Origin of the sequence: Bradyrhizobium sp. KB893862 SZCCT0404 (genome assembly GCF_018130885.1) — a bacterium.
Taxonomy (GTDB): domain Bacteria; phylum Pseudomonadota; class Alphaproteobacteria; order Rhizobiales; family Xanthobacteraceae; genus Bradyrhizobium; species Bradyrhizobium stylosanthis.
Genome location: NZ_JAFCLT010000008.1, coordinates 145,866 through 165,256, shown reverse-complemented (window position 1 = coordinate 165,256; position 19,391 = coordinate 145,866). Strand labels below are relative to the sequence as shown.

At 61.3% G+C, this 19,391-nt stretch carries 15 protein-coding genes; 10 read left to right on the top strand and 5 right to left on the bottom strand.

From position 1 onward, the window contains the following. Nucleotides 1-108 precede the first annotated feature (108 nt). Nucleotides 109-3,474 (bottom strand): RHS repeat domain-containing protein, encoded by a 3,366-nt coding sequence (locus JQ617_RS28355; RefSeq protein WP_212029194.1) that lies wholly within the window; start codon nucleotides 3,472-3,474, stop codon nucleotides 109-111. A gap of 527 nt (nucleotides 3,475-4,001) precedes the next feature. Here JQ617_RS28355 and JQ617_RS40280 point away from each other — a divergent pair. Next, nucleotides 4,002-4,568, top strand: coding sequence for a serine O-acetyltransferase (locus JQ617_RS40280; RefSeq protein WP_283842091.1), 567 nt, complete (start codon nucleotides 4,002-4,004; stop codon nucleotides 4,566-4,568). Here JQ617_RS40280 and epsC read toward each other — a convergent pair. Both epsC and JQ617_RS28340 read right to left on the bottom strand, forming a co-directional pair. Further along, nucleotides 4,565-5,161, bottom strand: coding sequence for a serine O-acetyltransferase EpsC (gene epsC, locus JQ617_RS28345; protein WP_063692235.1), 597 nt, complete (start codon nucleotides 5,159-5,161; stop codon nucleotides 4,565-4,567). The two genes, JQ617_RS40280 and epsC, sit on opposite strands and share 4 nt — an antisense overlap. Before the next feature lie 82 nt (nucleotides 5,162-5,243). After that, on the bottom strand, nucleotides 5,244-6,521 hold the full coding sequence (locus tag JQ617_RS28340; RefSeq protein ID WP_212029193.1) for a lipopolysaccharide biosynthesis protein: 1,278 nt from the start codon (nucleotides 6,519-6,521) through the stop codon (nucleotides 5,244-5,246). Nucleotides 6,522-7,179: 658 nt separating this feature from the next. Here JQ617_RS28340 and JQ617_RS28335 point away from each other — a divergent pair. Beyond that, the gene (locus JQ617_RS28335; RefSeq protein WP_212029192.1) at nucleotides 7,180-7,389 is read left to right on the top strand and encodes a hypothetical protein; all 210 of its coding nucleotides are present in this window, start codon (nucleotides 7,180-7,182) and stop codon (nucleotides 7,387-7,389) included. A 17-nt stretch (nucleotides 7,390-7,406) separates the two neighbouring features. Here the strand turns inward: JQ617_RS28335 and JQ617_RS28330 are convergent, their stop codons facing one another. Both JQ617_RS28330 and JQ617_RS28325 read right to left on the bottom strand, forming a co-directional pair. Beyond that, a complete protein-coding gene (locus JQ617_RS28330) occupies nucleotides 7,407-8,579 on the bottom strand; it encodes an acyltransferase family protein (RefSeq protein ID WP_212029191.1) in 1,173 nt (390 codons plus the stop codon). Further along, nucleotides 8,579-9,895: a hypothetical protein gene (locus JQ617_RS28325; RefSeq protein ID WP_212029190.1), complete on the bottom strand. Its 1,317-nt coding sequence runs from the start codon at nucleotides 9,893-9,895 to the stop codon at nucleotides 8,579-8,581. Before JQ617_RS28325 ends, JQ617_RS28330 begins: the two co-directional genes overlap by 1 nt. 145 nt (nucleotides 9,896-10,040) lie before the next feature. On the opposite strand from JQ617_RS28325, the gene JQ617_RS40380 reads away from it, so the two are divergent. The 8 genes from JQ617_RS40380 (at nucleotide 10,041) to JQ617_RS28285 (ending at nucleotide 19,263) form a co-directional block, all read left to right on the top strand. Beyond that, entirely contained in the window at nucleotides 10,041-11,384 is a 1,344-nt protein-coding gene (locus JQ617_RS40380; protein WP_212029189.1) for an O-antigen ligase family protein, read from the top strand. A 94-nt stretch (nucleotides 11,385-11,478) separates the two neighbouring features. Continuing rightward, nucleotides 11,479-12,108 (top strand): hypothetical protein, encoded by a 630-nt coding sequence (locus tag JQ617_RS28315; protein WP_212029188.1) that lies wholly within the window; start codon nucleotides 11,479-11,481, stop codon nucleotides 12,106-12,108. 100 nt (nucleotides 12,109-12,208) lie between these two features. Next, the gene (locus tag JQ617_RS28310) at nucleotides 12,209-12,808 is read left to right on the top strand and encodes a transglutaminase-like cysteine peptidase (protein WP_212029187.1); all 600 of its coding nucleotides are present in this window, start codon (nucleotides 12,209-12,211) and stop codon (nucleotides 12,806-12,808) included. A 187-nt stretch (nucleotides 12,809-12,995) separates the two neighbouring features. Next, on the top strand, nucleotides 12,996-13,493 hold the full coding sequence (locus JQ617_RS28305) for a hypothetical protein (RefSeq protein WP_063692224.1): 498 nt from the start codon (nucleotides 12,996-12,998) through the stop codon (nucleotides 13,491-13,493). A 6-nt stretch (nucleotides 13,494-13,499) separates the two neighbouring features. Continuing rightward, a complete protein-coding gene (locus JQ617_RS28300) occupies nucleotides 13,500-15,713 on the top strand; it encodes a polysaccharide biosynthesis tyrosine autokinase (protein ID WP_212029186.1) in 2,214 nt (737 codons plus the stop codon). A 67-nt stretch (nucleotides 15,714-15,780) separates the two neighbouring features. Continuing rightward, entirely contained in the window at nucleotides 15,781-16,479 is a 699-nt protein-coding gene (locus JQ617_RS28295; protein WP_145667635.1) for a hypothetical protein, read from the top strand. A 134-nt stretch (nucleotides 16,480-16,613) separates the two neighbouring features. Then, nucleotides 16,614-17,624, top strand: coding sequence for an NAD-dependent epimerase (locus tag JQ617_RS28290; RefSeq protein WP_212029185.1), 1,011 nt, complete (start codon nucleotides 16,614-16,616; stop codon nucleotides 17,622-17,624). A 325-nt stretch (nucleotides 17,625-17,949) separates the two neighbouring features. Then, nucleotides 17,950-19,263 (top strand): UDP-glucose dehydrogenase family protein, encoded by a 1,314-nt coding sequence (locus JQ617_RS28285; protein ID WP_212029184.1) that lies wholly within the window; start codon nucleotides 17,950-17,952, stop codon nucleotides 19,261-19,263. Nucleotides 19,264-19,391 lie beyond the last annotated feature (128 nt).

The window sequence follows — 19,391 nt, the reverse complement described above, 5'->3', positions numbered from 1 at the left end:
ATGATTGCAACGCGAATATAACGGCACTTCGCGCGCTTACCGGCGCGCGAAATGACAGAAGAGCGACAAGTGCCGGATCGAGAGGCAGTCTCGCGCGATCCGTGCAGCCTACACGAGCAGGAAATTGTCGTGCGTAAGACTGGTCGAATTGACATGCGCGAGCAGAATCGAAGCGCCATCGCCCAGATGGACGATCGCGTCTGCTCCCGCCTGTGTGATGTTCAGATGAGCGAAGTCGGGTGCGAACGATTTGGACAGCTGGATGACGTCGTGGTTCGCAGCGGCGCCGGCGTGGAAGCCGGAGATCTGATCGTTGCCGCCGTTGAAGACGAACGTCGTCGAAGCCGCCGCCGTGAACACGTCGTCGCCGCTGCCGCCCTTCAGCGTGACGCCGGCTGCATTCGCCGTCTCGACATGCGTGCCGTCGGTCTTGAGCAAATCGGTCTTCTGCAGGACGCCCGAGGCGTTGTAGGTCTTGTCCTGCACGCCGGACGACAGGAAGGTATAGACGTCCTTCACGCCGCTGCTCTGGGTGACGACCTTGGACGCCAGCTGGCCGGCGTCGTCGTAGTAGGTCGCGGTCGTGCTGCCGTCCGCGCCCGCCTTGAAGGTGTAGTCGAGCGATCCGTCGGCATGGGTGCGCGTCGCCGACGTCAGCTTGCCGGCGGGGTCGACGTGCTGAACGATGTCTACGTATGACTGGCCGGCGACGCCATAGGCATAATTGTCCTGGCTGTTGTCGGCGTGCAGCACGTACATCTTGGTTTTCACGCCGTCCGTGAAGAGGGACGTCGAGGTCGGTCCATCCGCGATCTTGACGATCTCCTGCGTGATCGCCCCGGCGGCATTGAACAATTCGTGGACCAACGAGCCATTCGTATGGTGCCCCGTCTGGGCGATCTTCTGGCCGTGCTCGTCGTACTGCGTGCCGGTCTTCGTGCCCTGTGAGTCGATGACCTCGGTGGATTCGAGGGTGCCATCGGCATGCGTGCGGACGATCGACGTCAATTGCCCCGATGCGTCGACGTGCTGGACGATGTTCTCGTAGGGCTGGCCCTTGATGTCGAACGCGTAGTTGTCCTGACTGTGATCGGCGTTCGTGACGTACATCTTCGTCTTGAGGCCGTCGCTGAAGAACGTCGTCGTTCTGGCGCCACCCGCGACGGCCACGGTTTCGCTGAGGAGCGCGCCGGCGGGATCGAAATTGTCGGTGGTCTTGATGCCGTCAGCAATCGTGACCTTCTGCGCGTAGCTGCCGTCGGCATGCAGCCGCTCGAACAGCACAAGGTGACCCGCCGCGTCGAATCCGCTGTGCTCGGTCACGTAGGCCTTTTGCTTGATGTTCAGCGCGTAGATGTCCTTGGTCCCGTCGGGATGCGAGATCGCCTCGGCGATCTTCACGCCCTTGGCATCGAAGCTGGTCGATGTCGTCGTGCCGTCGGCGCTGCGCGTCTCGGTGTAGTCCAGGGTTCCGTCCGCGTGGGTCCGGACGACGGATGTGACAACGCCGTTGGCGTCGACGTGCACAACCTCCGCCACATAGCTCTTTCCCTTGATGTTGTAGAAGAAATTGTCGTTCGAATGGTCGGTATGGGTGACGAACATAGCTGTCTTGACACCCGCATTGAAGAGCGTGGTGCTCGACGAGCCGTCGGCGTTCGTCTTGGTTTCCGACACGAGCGTGCCGGACGAATTGTAATGCTCGTCGGTCGAGCTTCCGTCGGCGGCGATATAGGTCTTCCCGGTCACGGCGCCCGACGCGGATTTGTGTGTCACCTCGGTGACATAGGGTTGACCCGTGATTCCATAGACGAAGATGTCCTTCGACTTGTCGGTATGGGTGACGGTCGTCGTCGTCTTGATCCCCTTTGCATAGGACGATTCAGCGGTTGATCCGTCCGCGTAGGTCACGAGATCGTAGACCGGGAGACCGGATTGATAGGCCACCTGCTCGGTCGACGTGAGCTTGCCGGTCGAATCGTAATTCTCGGTGAGGCTCCAGGTGGACGCCGAGGTGGTCACTGCGAACGAATAGCCGCCCTTGATCGTCGAAAGCACGCCGCCATAGTGCGAGATCATGTAATCCATGGTCTCTTTCGTCGACACGGCAAGAACATGGGTGTCGGTCAGCGTGATGGATTTGACGGTTCCGGCGGCATTGAGATCGGACAGGTCGGCCACGATTTCGGCCGCGGTGCCGGTGACGTCGGTCACGGGAGGCGGCGGCGCCGAGGGCGCGGGGGCGTCGATCTCGATGATGAGCGGATGGTCGCTCACCGGGACGGTGAAATCCTGGACGTTGCTGTAGGTCGCGATCGGCTTCCCGCTCTTGAGTGGGTCATAGATCGTGACGGTTTTGTGTACGCTGTTCAGGTGAACCTTGGCCTGCTTCGTCGGGTTCGCAATCTCGACGTCCTTGGCGTCGTTCCAGAGCTGCGGTTCGGCCCAAACCACCAGCTCATAGGCTCCATTGCTCTTGCCGAGGACCATGCTGTTGCCCGTCGCGGGCAGATTGTCGATCGTATAGCCGAGCGCCTTGGTGGGCGTGCGGCCGCCGTCGCCATCGTCGGCGAGGAGTGACGTCAGATTGTGGATCGCAGTCGCGGCCAGCTTCGGCGTGCCGTCCGTATTGAAAAGGCCGAACTTGCCTTCAGGGTCGGAGCTGCTGCCGTGGTCGAGCAACTGGTACAGATACGTCGTGGTGACGCCGTTCCTGAAGGCATCGACGAGCGAATTCAGGATGGACTTGGCCTGCACCAACTGGTCGACGCCGAGGCCATTGTAGCTCGCCAGCGTGGTGTAACCCGTCTCGGTGATGACGGAAGGGTTGTTGCGTGAGCTGGTGGCCGCGAGGTCGACGGCGAACTTGATGCCGTAGTTCTCGGGTGTGGTTGTCGCCACGTAGGCGTGGGCATTGGAAAAGTCGGAATAGTTCGAGAGGTCGCCGAGCTTGGCGTAGCCCTTCTCGTCGTTCAGTCCCAGCGTCAGGTTGTAGACGGCGACGTCGCCGAGATGTGCATCGGCCTTGACGGCCGTGTAGAGGGCCTTCTGAAACTCGGCGGCAGCATGGAGGGAGGAGCTGCCGTTGTAGCTAAAGGCCTGGATATTGGCCTCGTTGAGACCTTCGATCGCGATGACGCTGTTGGGATATATTGCCTTGAAGCTGCCGAGGGAAGCGAGGAATTGAGCAATTCCTGCCGAACCCGAAGCCGGCAGATTGGACGTCACGACGAAGTCGAACTTCACGCCGGCCGCGGCAAGCGCATCGACCACGGGGATTGCGGACGGGTCCGTCGGCAGCGAATCCCGGACGGTCGTGACGCCGAGATAGCGCAGGCCATCGATGATGAGGCTCGAGTTGGCGTAGGTTCCGTACGAGGATGCCGCCGAGTAGGCCGCGTGCGCATTGACTGCGATTGAATCGACGAATGCATGAGCGGAGAGGACGGCGGAAGATGTACTGGTCGTCGTCATGATGCGATTCCAAGTTGAAGGCTTTCATTCACCTCTCTCACGCAACTTGGAAGTTTTCATGTTTGAAGAGATTGGAATTACTTTTTGTCGCACTGTTTCGATGAGCGCGATGATCGCGTGAGCGTCGCAGCGGCAAACGTGTGCGCGACGGTTCCGCAACGCGCGCATCTGCTCGTTCGCACGGCACCGTCATGGAACCCGCACCTCTCACGTACAACGACGATGTCGGTTGCGATGAAAAAGCCGGCAGATGCTTCGTTCCTGGTCGGCCGTGTCGCATCGACTTGTGAATCGATCACGCAATTCAGGCCGCGCGTTGTTCAAGTGTTGTTGGCCAGATGTTCATTGCGTGTTTCATGTCGCCGTTGTCGTGACGGCGCAAGATCGTCTGCGTCTTGCTTGCACAACGACGAAGCATTGAAGGATGTCTGCATAACAATGGATGCTTGGAAAGCGTGTGGAACTTGCTACATCATTGTTCCGAGGCCGGTCGCAAGATCGGCACGAACCGTCCAGCAGGGTGATGAATGAGCATGTGGAGACAGGATCTCAAGCGAAACGCCGCGCGTAACGGTCTGAAGGGCGCGTTGATCGCTTACGTCACGTCACCCGGCTTCGCCCTCATGTCACGCGCGAGGCTCGCCTCTTGGCTGAACGCCCGGGGCAAGGTTGGCAGGCTGCTTTCGCGGCTGGTCTGGCGGTCCACCGTCAGGAATTACGGATGCTACATTGCCCCAACCGCACGGCTCGGAGCCGGCCTGTGTCTGCCGCACCCGGTCGGTGTCGTGATCGGCGAAGGCAGTGTGATCGGAACCGACGTCACGATTTACCAGGGCGTCACGCTCGGCCGGGCCTCGCATGAGGTCGACGCCTACCCGTCGATCGGCGATGGTGCGGTGATCTACGCCGGCGCGACATTGCTCGGCCCGATCAGGATCGGACGCAACGCAATCGTCGCGGCGCATTCGGTGGTGCTGTCAGACGTGCCGGACTTTGCCACGGTCGTGGGCGCGCCTGCGCGCATCATCCGCACGTCGAGACCGGACGACGCGCTGCCGGCCGCGGACGTCGGTCGGGCGGCGTCGTCGCGCTAGGCGGCTTCCGGCGCCAGGCCTTGCAACGCGTCCTCGGACTTCGGTGAAACGTCGGAGCGCGGCAGGATCTTGGCGGGAGCGCCGACCGCGATGGAATTGGGCGGCACGTCCTTGAGCACGACCGCATTCGCGCCGATCATGGAATTGCTGCCGATGGTGATGCTGCCGAGGACGACGCATCCGGCCATCAGGGAAGCCCCATCCTCGATCCGCGGCCTGCCCCGGTCGGAGTGGTCCTTTCGGCCGATCGTGATGTGCTGCAGCAGCGTCACGCGCTTTCCGATATCGCTGGCGCCGACGACGATTCCATAGGGATGCGGGATATAAAGGCCGCCGTCGACATTCGCTGCGAGGGCGATTTCCGAGCCGAACAGCAGGCACGAAAACCACCAGACGATGCGGCGCAGAATCCTGCCGACGAGCGGGACGCGGAAGAGTGCCTCCTGGATGCGCCAGGCAAAGACGAACTGAAAGCCCGGCGTCAACAACAGCATGCGTATAACGAATGCCGGGGTGACCGGGGTGTGCTCGCGCGAGGCGTAGTGGGCAAGATCCTCTTTGATCTTGTCGACGATCTTGGTCTTCTGGGTCATCAATGTGAGCTCCGCAGCGCCGCCTGGGCGCCGGCTAGATCCATATGGCCTCGTTGGTCGGCAAGGCGGTCTTCGTTTCCACTCATGCGCCACCGTCGGAGGAGGGCGACGCACCGGCCGAGCGAAACGCTCCTGCCAGGAACCAGGCGCGCATGAGCAGCAGGATAATCGCGGTCAGGAAAATTGCAATTCCCGCGCCCGTAAGGCCGTAGGCGACAATGCCGACGCAGGTCATCGCGGTCGAAAGACAGACCCCGATGGTGTTGATGGCAGCGTAGGACGCGTCCTTTTTCGTGCTGAGGAGACCGACATTGCCGAGGTCTGAGCACGAACGCAGCACGGCTGCCGCAAGCAGCAGCAGGAACAGGCCCCGATGCTCGCTCAGCCCTTCCATGGCCATGTAGCGCAACGCGACTTCGCTTGCCGCGAAAATGGCGACGGCCGCGCCCGTGGAAATCGAGACGACCTTGATGAATTCCACGCGAAGGGCTTCGCGCCATGCCTCGCGATTGCCGCTTGCATAGGTCGCCACGAGAACGGGCAGGGCGGTTTGAACGACCGCGGTCGATACCAGCGTCTGCAGCGAATTGCTGAGCGACCAGAAGAACGTGTAGATGCCCGTCGCCGACAGTCCGAGGAAAAAGCTCACGATGTATCGGTCGAGATACATAAGCCCGACGAGACTGACGTCGCTCACATAGATGTGCCAGGATTTCTTGAGACGGTTGGTGATCCAGTCGAAATCGACGTCCCGCGAGAGCACACTGCCGAGCTTCCATTGTCGGGCCACGATGCCGAGCACGACAAGGGCAAAGACGTTCGAGACGATCCAGGCGCACAGCACCGTCTCGATCGAGCGGAATTGCGGGAACAGCAGGCCGAGGCCGATGACAAAGGGAATCCAGGCAGCGGAGCGAAGCAGAACCAGCACGTTGGCGACGATCGCCTTGTCGAGGCCGATCAGCGGCAGATGCAGGTCGAGCCCGATTGTTTCGAGCCACACCAGGACGGCGATCAGCGCGTAGAGGGGTGTGATCGACCGATGCAGGTAGAACGACAGCACTACCGCCAGGACCGTAGCCAGGCTCAGCGAAACGATTGTGACAAACAGACGATTCCTGACCCGGATCGCAGCTTCAGCCGGCGACAATCCGACGACCTCGCGCGCCACGAAATAATTCAGGCCCCATCCGATCACCGCCGGCGCAAGGCCGGTCACGCCGACCGTCAACCCATAGACACCCGCCGCGTCGTAGCCGAGATATTTGATGACGTAGAAGGACAGCAGGAATCGAAGCCCGAGCGTCGCCAGTCGAATGAGCACATTCGCGAAGGCAACCAGCTTCTGGGGGACTTGCATTGTCAGGGCACCGATCATCCGTGATGGCGCAGGGCAAGCACATCATCCGAGCGGTGTCAAAGGCGAAGCGTCATCGCGCGGAATAGTGTTTGCTCGTTATGCGCGAAAACGTTCGATCGTCCGTTGCTCCGCCGAAGTTTTAGCCGCTGTGCCTCGTCGCAGGCAGAGACGTTGTCAGAACCGATTGCGCAAGAGCGCTTTCAGGTCAGGTCCCGGCACGCGGTTGCCAGGATAGAGAGGCGTGATTCAGAGCGGCCGGAGGGTTTTCGCGCGCGGCCGGAATGCAGGGAGGCATCCCGGATGCGACGTGCGTGCCGGCTTGTCGTTTGCCTGTGTCGTGAGGCGATCGGCTGGCTGGCTTCCATCGCGATCGCGAAGCTCGAGAGCCGGCACGGCTGGCGCGGTGGGAGGCCATGCGCCGTCCGTCGAAAGTCCAACTGGACGGCCGGGTTTCAGCCCGTACGGTTCCCTCCTGACGCATCGGCGCAAGGCTGGTCGTCGCAGGCGAAGGCCGATCGTGCCGTTCATTCGATCTTAGCCTTCGCGGCGCGATTGCCGGATTCCGGGCAAATGGTCAACGCACCTTTTACCGTTCCGGGCCTAGGCTGGTCAAAAGGCGTGAAAATAGAAGATCCGGGTTAACCAAGGGGAGGGAGGAATGAAGGCGAAACTCACGCGCGATAGCGCGAGGGCGCTTGTCGACGCAGGCTATATGCCTCTGGCGCATTACATCGAGATGTTCGGTGAAGACGCTCCGCCAGAGACGATCTCGCCCAGCATCGTGCCGAAAAAGCGGCGTACCGCACCAGCCAAGAAGCTTCCCGTCGAGGCAGTCCAGGTGAAGCATCCTTCACGCCGTCGCCCCTGACGATCAAGACCTGACGATCAAGATCTGGCGTGGTCGCGCATGTCGCCGGCGGCCGCACCCTGGACCTCGGCCGCGATCTTGCGATCGTGCGTGCCAAGCAGGGCTGCGATGGCATTCCGCAGCCGGACCTCGATCAGCTCATAGGTGATCGTCGAGGCGATGACGGAGGTCAGCAGCCCGACAACGACGAACATGGGCCAGACCATCCAGGGTGAATAGCCCTGGGAAACCAGCCGTGCTCCGATGACCTGCAGCGGGTAGAGCGCGAACGGGTGAACGAGATACAGGCTGTAGCTGATCTTGCCCACGAATTGTGGTGTGGCCTTCGACATCAGCTGCGCGAAGGACGAGGCCGGGTTCAGGACCGTCGAAAACAGGATGAGGCCTGGAAGCAGCCCCAGGAACGGATGAACATACTCCAGCAGCATGTACATCAGCGCCAGGCACGCGACGCTGAGCAGCAGCCCCGATATGCCGCGGGCTCCGATACGCAGGTCGATCGCCCTTAGCGCGAATCCGATCAGGAAATAGGCCGAGATCGGAAACCAGAGAACGGTGACGACGCCCGCCACAACGAGCAGGGCGGTGACCAGCCGGGAGCGCGTCGCGAAATAGAAGGCCGCCGCGAACCACAGATAGAAGATCCACTCGTATGTCAGCGTCCATGCATTCTGCTGCCCGAGCGGCAGGTTGAGGATGTCGGGAAGGAAGAACAGGTTCGCGAGGAAGATCTTCACATATTCCAGCGCGTCGATCCCCTTGAAGAATTTGTATCCGACCAGCGGCCCGACGACGAACAAGGCGAGATGAAGGATCACAAAGACGGGAAGGATGCGCAGGCAGCGGTCGAGGAAGAATTTCGAGACCAGTTGATGCCGGACGAGGCTCGCCGGGATCAGGTAGCCGCTGATCATGAAGAACACTTCGACCCCGCGGCCGAAAGTTCCGATAATGGCATCGAACCACGACGGCACTTGTGGCAGGAAGCCGGCCGTGAGCGGCATGTCATAGAGATGGACGAGCAGGACGCTGAGCGCGGCAAGGCCGCGCAGCCCCTGGATCGACGGTTCAAAGAGCCGGGCCTGGGCGGCGGAGCCGTGCTGCGCGAAGATATTGTGCCTGCCGTCGGATATCCTCTTGGCGAGATCCTTCGCCCGTTCCGGACCCGATGGCCGTTCGAGAAGAGCCATCACCCGCTTGCAACCTTCAGCAGTTGCGGCGGCGGTGTCATGGCATTGCGGTTCGCGCGCGGCAGCGGCGACGCCTTGCCGAAAACTTCACTGAACGCCATGGTGATCACCAGCAGACCGCTCGCAGGGCCGTAACCGAGAACGGTTATGGTGTAGAAGTTCATCACAAAGATGGCGGTGAGCTTGTAGATGTCGCGGGTCCTGGCCACGGCCATGATCACGAAAACCACGAAGAGCACGAAGATCGGACCGAACATCAGGTAGGTTCCGATGTAGAAATTATCCACCGGCACGTAGTAGCTGACCTTGTTCGAGAACAGCTGCTGGGGATAGTTGAAGCAGCCGAGGCCACAACCGGTGAAATATCCCAGCGGCATCAGGTCGTTCATGTAGACGAACGGCAGTTGCCAGCTGTTGTTGATGCGGTCCTGCAGGCTGTACAGGCTCTTGGCGATTCTGCCGAGATTGGTCCCGCTGAACGCCAGCATCAAGGCCGGCGGGACGAGCAGGCAGGCAAAGGACCAGAGCGCGAGCGAGCGAAGCGCAGCGAAACGATGGCGTTCGTCGAACGCGCGAACCAGCAGCAGGGCGCCGATGTAGATCACCAGGACGCCCAGCGCGGTCTTGTTGGTCGAAACCTGGATCGCATAAAGGGCGGGACCTGCCCAGAGCAGGCACCAGAGCACGCTCTTGCGAATCGACGTGAACACATAGGTGATCAGCACGAAATACGCAGCCATGGTGCTGTCGGCAGCGAACCCCGAGATGCGGCTTTCGCCGCCCGTCCACCAGAGCCGCGCCGCGGTCCGGGTCGCGCCGAAGGATTCGTATGAGAAGGCGACCCACGGCAGCCGCGAATGCGCGGACCAGAAGATCCCGATCATCGACGCGAAGAACAGAAAATAGATGACGTTCAGGAGCAGCTTCTGGTCCTTGAACTCGCGGCCGCAGAAGCAGAATCCGACGAAAGCGGGCGCGATCATCTTCATCGAGGAGGCGAGCCCCTTCGTCTCCCCCAGGAACACCCAGCCGAGAAACAGCGCGAAGATCGTATAGAGAACGAGCAGGATGGCGATGATGTTGCCCTGCTTGAACGCATATCTGTACGTGAACGCCGCGACGCAGGCGAATGCAAACAAGTCGGGAACGAACCAGAGGGCATCCAGATGCGTGAGGCTCGCATAATAGCGAAACACGCCGGCGAAGGCGTCGCGGCTGAAATAGAGCAGCACCGCGCAGCCTTCGAGGGTAGGCAGCGCCCAGACCGAAAGTGCGGACTCGCGCTTTTCGGCGAGCGACGTTGTAGGTTGATCCATCGTGGGGCCTTCGGTTAGATCGCGCGTGCTGTCAGAGACCGATAGGCCTGGTCGATAGCGTAGCAAATTGTCTCGATTTTGGTCATTCTACACGTCTGGCTCAATGAAGTGATCGCCGATTCCGCAGCTTGCCGATAGAAATTCCGTGCTTCGTATATCCCGGTTCATCGCGATTGTAGTCTTCGTATTGGCCCCTTTGCCCTTCGGGTCGGTCGATCTGGTCTGGATCTGGATCTGGACGGCGCTTCTGATCGCAAGCTTGTTGACCGCCAATCTTTCTCGCGTTTGCAACTCGGACCTCTGGGTTGTCGGACCGGTTGGGGCGATCCTGCTGCTATTATGTGCACTCACGGTTCTTCAAATCTCTCCCGGGGCGAGTGAGGCGCTCGCCGATCCTTCCTGGCGGATTGCCAGGGATGTCGCGGGGATGACTGAGCCGAATCGCATTTCCGCGACGGCATCGGTGCCCTGGATTGCCTTCGGCTCAAGCCTGCTGTTCGGACTCACGTTGTTGCGGGCCTATCTGCTTGCCACCGACGAGCAGGTGGCGAGGCAGGTGTTGAAGGCGATCGCATACGCGGGATTTGCCTATGCGCTCTACGGAATCCTCGCGCATCTGGTGGCGCCGGCCATGCTGCTCTGGAGGAGCAAGGAATATTATCTCCCCTATGCGACGGGAACATTCGTGAACCGCAACACGGCTGCCGTTTTTTGGGGCAGTTGCTCGGTTTTGTTCCTGGGCCGTCTGGCCCCGATTGTATCGGACGCCTTGATGTCCAAGCCGTCGCGCCATGACTACTCATTCACAGACCATCCGGCCACTCTCGCTGTCGGATTTCTGACATGTCTTGTCGCCACTGGCATGACAGGCTCTCGGGCTGGAGTTCTGCTCACACTGTTGAGCCTTGCCTGCCTCGCCAATCTCCATCTCATGCAACTTCGGTTCCAATCCAGGCATTACTGGCTGGCCACGGGAGCGATCGCGGCCGCCACAATCGTGGGTTTCCTGGTGATCGGCGGCAGCGTGATCGGACGAGTCGGTCTGTTCGGCCTAACCGACGGTCAGCGTGCGGAGGTCTATCGGACCGCACTCGAGATGCTGCGTGGGCACGAATTGTTCGGCATCGGCGTCGGAAATTTCGAGACTGCATTTCCGCCCTACCGTCCGGAAAGTCTCGGCAGTCAGGGCATCTGGGACAAGGTGCACAGCACGCCGGCGGAAATGATCGTGTCGGTCGGACTTCCCTTGGGAGCGACAATATGCGTCATCGCGGCTTTCTTTTGGGCGCGAATGCTGTTGGGCGCTTTCTCGCGACTTCGTGACCGGGAAATTCCTGCAATGGCCGCTTCGGTGTTTCTGCTCGGAGTGTTGCATTCGTGTATCGATTTCTCGCTACAAATTGCTGGCTTTGCAGTGGTGTTCGCGGCTATTTCAGGCTGCGGCCTGGCGCAATCGATCTCGACGACACGACGTCCGCAAAGACGCTAGGCAGTTTACCATCCGTTAAATATAGTCAATCGCATCTTCTAAAATCCTGTATGTCTGACACATGTCTTTTCTTGGAAGGAATTGGGGTTCCCAGATGCGCATGATACCCGGGTTGGTGATTGCATTGCTGCTGGCACCATCGACATCCAACGCGGCGACAGCCGTCGACGTAGCCTGCGCGCCTGCTGCCGCAGGTGTGACCGCCGAAAAGGCAACTCAGTTTCTCGACAATCCCGCCGGGCTGCTCGCAGGAATCGCTGAAGGCGAGGAAGGCCGACTCTCCGCGGCGGTTCGCGATTTCGCCACGATGCGTCCCGAGACGGTGGAAGGCATCGGCTCGCTCTCGAGCGCCAGTTCCCCGGCGCAGAACCGCGCGATTGGCGCAGGACTCGGAACGGCAGCATCGACCTGCGTGCTGAGTCATCCGGCGACCGCGATGGCCATCCAGGAAGCCGTCCTGAAGACCGAGAACAACGACCTGATTCAGTCTTTTGTAAGCATCACTGGCGATGTTCCGACGACCGCGATTCCCGGCTCCGACCCGAATGGCGAATCGATCGCGGGAGGTGGGCGCGCCACCACGGCGGCGCCGGCCGCTGGCTCGGTAAGTAGTTCAACGAGCACAACTTTTGCCGGAGCTTCGGCTCCGTCGACGGCGACGTTCTTCTCGGCAGCCTCGGTCACCTCGATCAATCCGCTCGCTCAAACCAGCCCGACGAACTGAGCGAGGGCGCCAATTACGCGCAATTTTACGAAATTGCGCAATTGGGTTGAGAAGTTTCGAGGCTACCGTCTAGCGATCAAGTGTATCGCGGGAGGCGGTAATGAAGCGTCTGGTTGTAGCCCTGTTGGTTCTGAGTTCTTCGTTGCCGTGCCTTGCGGCCGAGCAAGCGACGAGCAAGGGCGTCTTTCTGAAGGAGTCGCAGAACGTTCTGGCTCCGTTGCAGTTTGTGAAATTCTGCATGAACTATTCGCGCGAGTGCGAGCGGAGCTCGCCTGAGGCGCAGTTGCCGGCCCGCGACGTCGCCTTTGCGATGCTCGAAGAGGTCAATGCGAGCGTGAACCAGGCGATCTCGCCTGCGACGAAATCGACCGAGCCGCTGCTGGCGCGCTGGACCATCTCGCCGTCGTCGGGAGATTGCAACGACTACGCGATCACCAAGCGGCATCTGCTGCTCGAAAAGGGCTTGCCCGCGAGCGCGTTGCGTCTTGCAGTGGTCTATGCGCCCGCTGGTGGACACCTCGTGTTGATCGCGCGGCTGCAGGACGGTGACTATGTTTTGGACAATCTCACCTCCGTCGTTCGCGATTGGCGTGGATCGAGCTATCAGTGGGTGTCGATGGAATCCGGCGAGGATCCTCGCTTCTGGGTTTCGATCGCCAAGCAAGATCATCGCGATTTTGCCGAAGTCGTGAGCAAGTAAGGAGCGTCGCGAAAAGTCCCGATCGGTTTTCTTTTGCAATGCACAAAGACTTGCCGTATTTATCCGCTAATCGCGGCTAATCCTTTAACTACGGTGAGACCCAGTGCTTCGTAGAGACCGCAGTCGCCTGTTGGGCCTTCATTCGCGTGCTCCGATCCTGGCACGATCAATCCTAGCCGTGGCGTGCGTGACGCTGGCCAGTGTGTCGTCTGCGACGGCACACTGTTTGCCGTTGCTGCTCAGGACTCCGCCTGTCGAGCTTCGCCTCTTCTCGGCTGATCCGGGCCATGTCCTGAAATACGCGAAGAACGACAAGACCAAGATCGAAGGCAAGGTCACCGAATATCTGGCCAGTGATCCCGATCTGCTCCCGCAGATCGGGAAATTGGTTTCGCTGGCTCCGGAGTCGAGCCGGTCGGCAATTGGACGCGGCATGGCTCGGGCCGCGCAGCATTGTGGCCCGATCGAGCCCAAAGTCGTGCAGAGCATTATCGATTACGTCCGGAAGTTGCAGGATTCGTCGGTGAGCGCCGGATATGCGTCGATCGAGAGCGACGCACCTGTTCAGATTTCGTCACAGAGCAAGCCGGCCCCCCAGTCCAACTCTTTATTTGAGGGAGAATGGAACATGGATGTCGGCAATCCGTTCGCCCCCGTCCCGCTTCCTCTCGAATTGCCGCGATAGAGCAGCATGTATCAGCCGCGAAATACCTTCGACGCCGGACAATCTTCGTCGTTGCCGCTCAACACGGCCGTGTTGACCTTCGAGCGGACGCTCGACATCGTGCGCCGGCAGTGGCCGTTGATCGCCTCTGTCGTGGGCGTCTGTCTGGCCGTGGTGGTGGCCTATGCGCTGACCGCCACACCTTATTACACGAGTTCCGTCAGCATCCTCGTCGATACCCGTCAGGCCGTTCTGAACAAGTCGACTGACGCGGCGAACAGCACGCTGATCGATCCCGGCTTCGTCGAGAGCCAGGTCGAAATTCTCACGTCCGACGATTTGGTGCGCTCGGTCGTTGATTCGCTGAACCTCACCAGCGATCCCGAATACACCCAGCCCGACATGATCTCCTCCGTCGTCGGCACGATCGTCAATCTGCTCGGTCTCGGCGAACCGGAATCCAAGGATTTCGTGAAGCGGATGGTGGTCGCCAGCCTGAAGAAGAATCTGAAGGTGGAGCGTGTCGGCGTCACCTACGTGCTGACCATGTCGTTCCGCTCGACGGTGCCCGAGAAGGCCGCGAAGATCGCCAACGCCCTGGCGGACGCGTACATGACCAGCGTCCTTGAAGCCAAGTACCAGTCCACCAAGCGGGCCAGCGAATGGCTGCAACGGCGAAGCGCCGAGCTGCAGCAGCAGGCGATGGAGGCCGATCGGGCGGTCCAGACCTTCAAGGCCGAGAACAACATCGTCGGCACGAGCAAGGGCTTGATGAACGAGCAGCAGCTCTCCGACGTCAACACCCAGTTGATCCAGGCGCGCGCCGGCACGGCGGAAGCTAAGGCCAGACTCGACCGAATCAACGCGATCACGGACCAGGATCTTGCGCAGCCGACCGTGACGGACGCTCTCAGCAACACCGTGATCACGCGACTGCGCGCGCAATATCTCGATCTCGCCGCCCAGTATGCCGATTGGTCGAACAAGTACGGCAAGGACCACCAGGCCTCGGTCAACCTGGCGTCCCGCATGCAGGAACTGCGGCGGGCGATCAAGGACGAGGTCAAACGCATCGCCGACGCCTACAAGAGCGACTACGAGATCGCGCGCAGCCGGGAGAGTTCGCTGGAAGCGGATCTCAACAAGCTCGTGAGCCAATCCGGCAGCGCCAGCCAGGCCCAGGTGAAGCTGCGCAATCTGGAGAGCGCCGCCGACACCTACCGGACGCTGTACAACAACTTCCTGCAGCAGTTGCAGGAAGCGACGCAGAACCAGAGCTTCCCGATCAGCGAAGCCAGAATCATCAGCACGGCCCAGAAGGCGGACAAGAAGAGCTGGCCGAAGACGGGCCTGCTGCTCCTGGGCGGCCTCATCGGAGGCCTGTGCTTCGGTCTCGGCGGTGCCGTCGGCAAGGAAATGCTGACCGAAGTGCTGCGCACGCCGTCGGAGGTCGAGGCCGAGACGGCGCTGCAGTGCCTTGGCACCCTGCCGGAGCTTCGCCCCGACGCCGCGGACGGTTCGTCCTCGGACGTGCGCGGCGCGGCGCTGACGCGATACGCGCTCGAACATCCGTTCTCGCGATTCGCCGAAACGCTGCGCAACATCAAGACCGCCGTCGACCTGTCGCGCCTGACCAGGGAAACGAACGTCATTGCCGTCGTCTCCTCGCTCCCGAAGGAGGGCAAGACGACCGTTGCCGCGAATCTCGCGCACCTGGCTGCCCTCGCCGGGCATCGCACGCTGCTGATCGATGGCGATCTGCACACCCAGTCCCTGACGCGGAAGCTCGCCCCCGGCGCCAAGTCCGGTCTCGTCGAGGCCCTCGCCGATCCCGCGCAGTTCGAGCACCACATCCAGGTCGATCGGCAGTCCAACCTCAACTTCCTGCCGTCGGTCGTGCGGGCGCGGCTGGTCAATTCGGCCGATGTGCTGTCGTCCCAGTCGATGTCGGATTTCCTCAAGGTAGCGAAGAAGAAGTACGACTATATCTTCGTCGATCTCGCTCCCGTGCTTCCGGTGACGGACGCCAAGGCCGCCGGCCATCTGGTCGACGCCATCGTCTATGTGGTCGAATGGGGCAAGACCCGCCGTGCGGCGGTGAACGAGGCCATCCTCGATCTCGAAGTGTTCCGGAGCAAGGTCGTCGGTATCGTGCTGAATCGCGCCAATCCGAAGACGCTGAAGCGCATCGAGTCGTACAAGGGGCGGCACTATTCCGACTATTACGTCGAGCAGGCCTGATCGGAAGCAGGGGACGCGCCGCCCGTCTGCGGTATTTGCGGCTGTCGTCAACGTCGTTGTCGCCGCAATGGCGCTGGTCTGGCTGCTGTCGGTCGCGAGCTATACGTTCCGTCCCACGCTGCAGGATCTCGCCGCGCGTCTGAGCCGCGGCGAGAACTACGACAACGAGGTGCTCCAACGGATTGCGTCCCGCTACGAGGACGCCTCGGTCGTATTTTGCGACGCCAGGCAGCGCCGCAACCTGCTCCTGATCAATCTGCGGCTCCTGAGCAATCACCTGGAATCCGGCAGCATCGACGCGCTCGATGCGAGCCTGCAAAACGTGACGCGCTCGGCAAAGCAACTGATCGCGTGCTCGCCCTCGGAATCGATCGCCTGGCTGGCCTTGTACTGGGTCGAGATTCGAGCCGGGGGCTTTGGCCCGACCGCGATTTCCTATCTCACCCAGTCCTATCGTTTCGGACCGCACGAGATCTGGGTTCAGCTTTTCCGCGCGCCGCTGGCGCTACGTGCCTACGGCTTCCTGCCTGACGACCTCAAGCGGCAGACGCGCGCCGATTTCGACGACATTATCGGAGCTCGTCTGTTTCCGACCGCGGTTCTGATGTATCAAGCCGCATCGCAAGCGACCCAGGCGGTGCTGCTCGAGGGCATGTGCACCGATCCGGTCGAGGTGAGGCTCATCTTCCGTCGCTTTGCCGAGAGCCGCGGGCTGCGCATTACGCATGCGTGCTTCGCCGAACCCGGCAATCCCGTCCGCGGCTAGTGGCAAGTTTCCTGTCGCGCATGAAGCGCCGGCGCCCCGATGGTGCCGTGCACGAAACTGCCGAAATCCGAGCCTTGCTTCGGACGTATCAGTCTGGCATTGCAGTGCGGTAAGGACGAAGCGACGAGTTGATCATGGCTCCTGTGATTGTGACCGGCGCTGCCGGCTTTATCGGCATGCATGTGTGTGAGCGTCTGCTCGCGCGCGGAGAACAAGTCGTCGGTATCGATGCGTTCACGCCATACTACGATCCCGCGCTGAAACACGCGCGCCTCGCAACGCTCGAGCACCATCCAGGATTCAAGTTCTACGAAATCGATCTTGCCGATTTCGCCGCGGTGACGCGTGTCTTTGATGAGGTCTCGCCCGATCGCGTCGTGCATCTGGCGGCGCAGCCCGGTGTGCGCGCCTCGATCGACGATCCCATCACCAGCATCCGCGCCAATTGCGACGGCTTCGTCACCGTGCTCGAGGCCGGACGGCGTCATGGCCTTGCGCATCTCGTCTATGCCTCGTCGAGCTCCGTCTACGGCGCCAACCGCACTTTGCCGTATTCGACCGAGCATTCGGTGAACCATCCGGTCAGCCTCTACGCCGCGAGCAAGAAGGCGAACGAGCTGATGGCGCACACCTTCGCGCATGTTCACAAGCTGCCGGTGACGGGCCTGCGTTTCTTCACCGTGTACGGTCCGTGGGGCCGGCCCGACATGGCCGCCTGGCTGTTCACGCGCGCGATCTTCGCCAATGAGCCGATCAAGATCTTCAATAATGGCGACATGTGGCGCGACTTCACCTATGTCGACGACATCGTCGAAGGCGTGATCCGCACGCTCGACCGGCCGGCGGCGCCGAACCCCGCGTGGAACGCGGAGCGGCCCGAGAATTCGTCGAGCTATGCGCCGTACCGCGTCTACAACATCGGCAACAACAGGTCGGTCAAGCTGCTCGAGTTCGTCGAGACGCTGGAGAAGATCATCGGCAAGCCCGCGATCCGCCAGTTGCTGCCGATGCAGCCGGGCGACGTCCTGGAAACGCGCGCCGACATTTCCGCGCTCCAGCGCGATGTGGGCTTCTCGCCGTCGACGTCCATTGCGGACGGGCTCGACCGTTTCGTCGCGTGGTATCGCAAATATCACGACCTCTGAGTCCGCAATCGGCGACAGCCTGTGCGCCGTCCGTGAACCTCCGTTCGTGTCGTGGTTCTTGCGTGTCTGATCACTTGCGAACGTCGGCGCGTGTGAAGACGCGCCTCGACTTGGAACGCGCGCATATCCGGCACATCTCTCGCATACGTAGAATGCACAATTGCATGTCCCGTATTCAAAAAGATGTCCGGAATTCCTGTCACGCGATGCGGCTAAGGTTTGTTCGTTCAGCGAAGCAGCGTGCCCTAATGTTGTGCGTGCGGCCTGATAGAGAAATGTCTAGGGTGTTCAGTGGAACATCCGTCTTCAACGGAAAGAGTTTTTCATGCGAATCGCGATGATCGGAACGGGCTATGTGGGACTGGTGTCCGGAGCCTGCTTTGCGGATTTCGGTCACGACGTCACCTGCGTCGACAAGGACGAGAAGAAGATCGCAGCCCTTCACCGTGGCGAGATCCCGATCTACGAGCCCGGCCTCGACGAGCTGGTCGCAACCAATGTGAAGGCCAAGCGGCTCGACTTCACCACTGATCTCTCCAAGCCGGTCGCCGACGCTGATGCCGTGTTCATCGCGGTCGGCACGCCCTCGCGCCGCGGCGACGGCCACGCCGACCTGTCCTACGTCTATGCTGCCGCGAAGGAGATCGCGCAGTCGCTGTCCGGCTTCACCGTCGTGGTGACGAAGTCGACCGTGCCCGTCGGCACCGGCGACGAGGTCGAGCGCATCATCCGCGAGACCAACCCGAAGGCGGACGTCGTCGTCGCCTCCAACCCGGAGTTCCTGCGCGAGGGCGCGGCGATCCGCGACTTCAAGTTTCCGGATCGCGTCGTGGTCGGCACCTCCGACGAGCGCGGCCGCAAGGTGATGGGCGACATCTATCGTCCGCTGTCGCTGAACCAGGCGCCGCTGATGTTCACCGCGCGCCGCACCGCCGAGATGATCAAATACGCCGCGAACGCGTTCCTCGCCACCAAGATCACCTTCATCAACGAGATCGCCGATCTCTCGGAAAAGGTCGGCGCCAACGTGCAGGAGGTCGCGCGCGGCATTGGCCTGGACAACCGCATCGGCACCAAATTCCTGCATGCCGGTCCCGGCTTCGGCGGCTCGTGCTTCCCGAAGGACACCAAGGCGCTGATCAAGATCGCGCAGGATTACGATGTGTCCCTTCGCATCGTCGAATCCGTGCTGGCGGTCAACGAGAACCGCAAGCGTGCGATGGCCCGCAAGGTGAGCCAGGCGCTCGGCGGCGGCCTGCGCGGCAAGACCATCGGCGTGCTCGGCCTCACCTTCAAGCCCGACACCGACGACATGCGCGACGCGCCGTCGATCCCGCTCGTCACGGGCCTCATCGACATGGGCGCGAAGGTGAAAGCGTTCGACCCCGTGGGCATGGAGCAGGCCAAGGGTGAGCTGCCGAACATCACCTATTGCGAGGATGCCTATTCCTGTGCGCAAGGCGCCGATGCACTCGTCATCGTCACCGAATGGGTACAGTTCCGCGCGCTCGATCTCGATCGGCTGAAGAGCGTCATGGCACAGCCCGTCGTCGTTGATCTCCGCAACATCTATCGTCCGGAAGAGATGGTTGCCGCCGGCTTCACCTACGACAGCGTCGGACGGTCGCCGCAGGCCTGAGCAAGCTGTTTGCAGTTGAGCTTCGCCCGCCTCATCCTGGGGCGGGCGAAATCGTTTCTGATGAGATATGATCGGGCCGCGCGCGGCGACCCGCGCTTGGTTTCGTCAGCCTCGCTGCTTCCATGGAG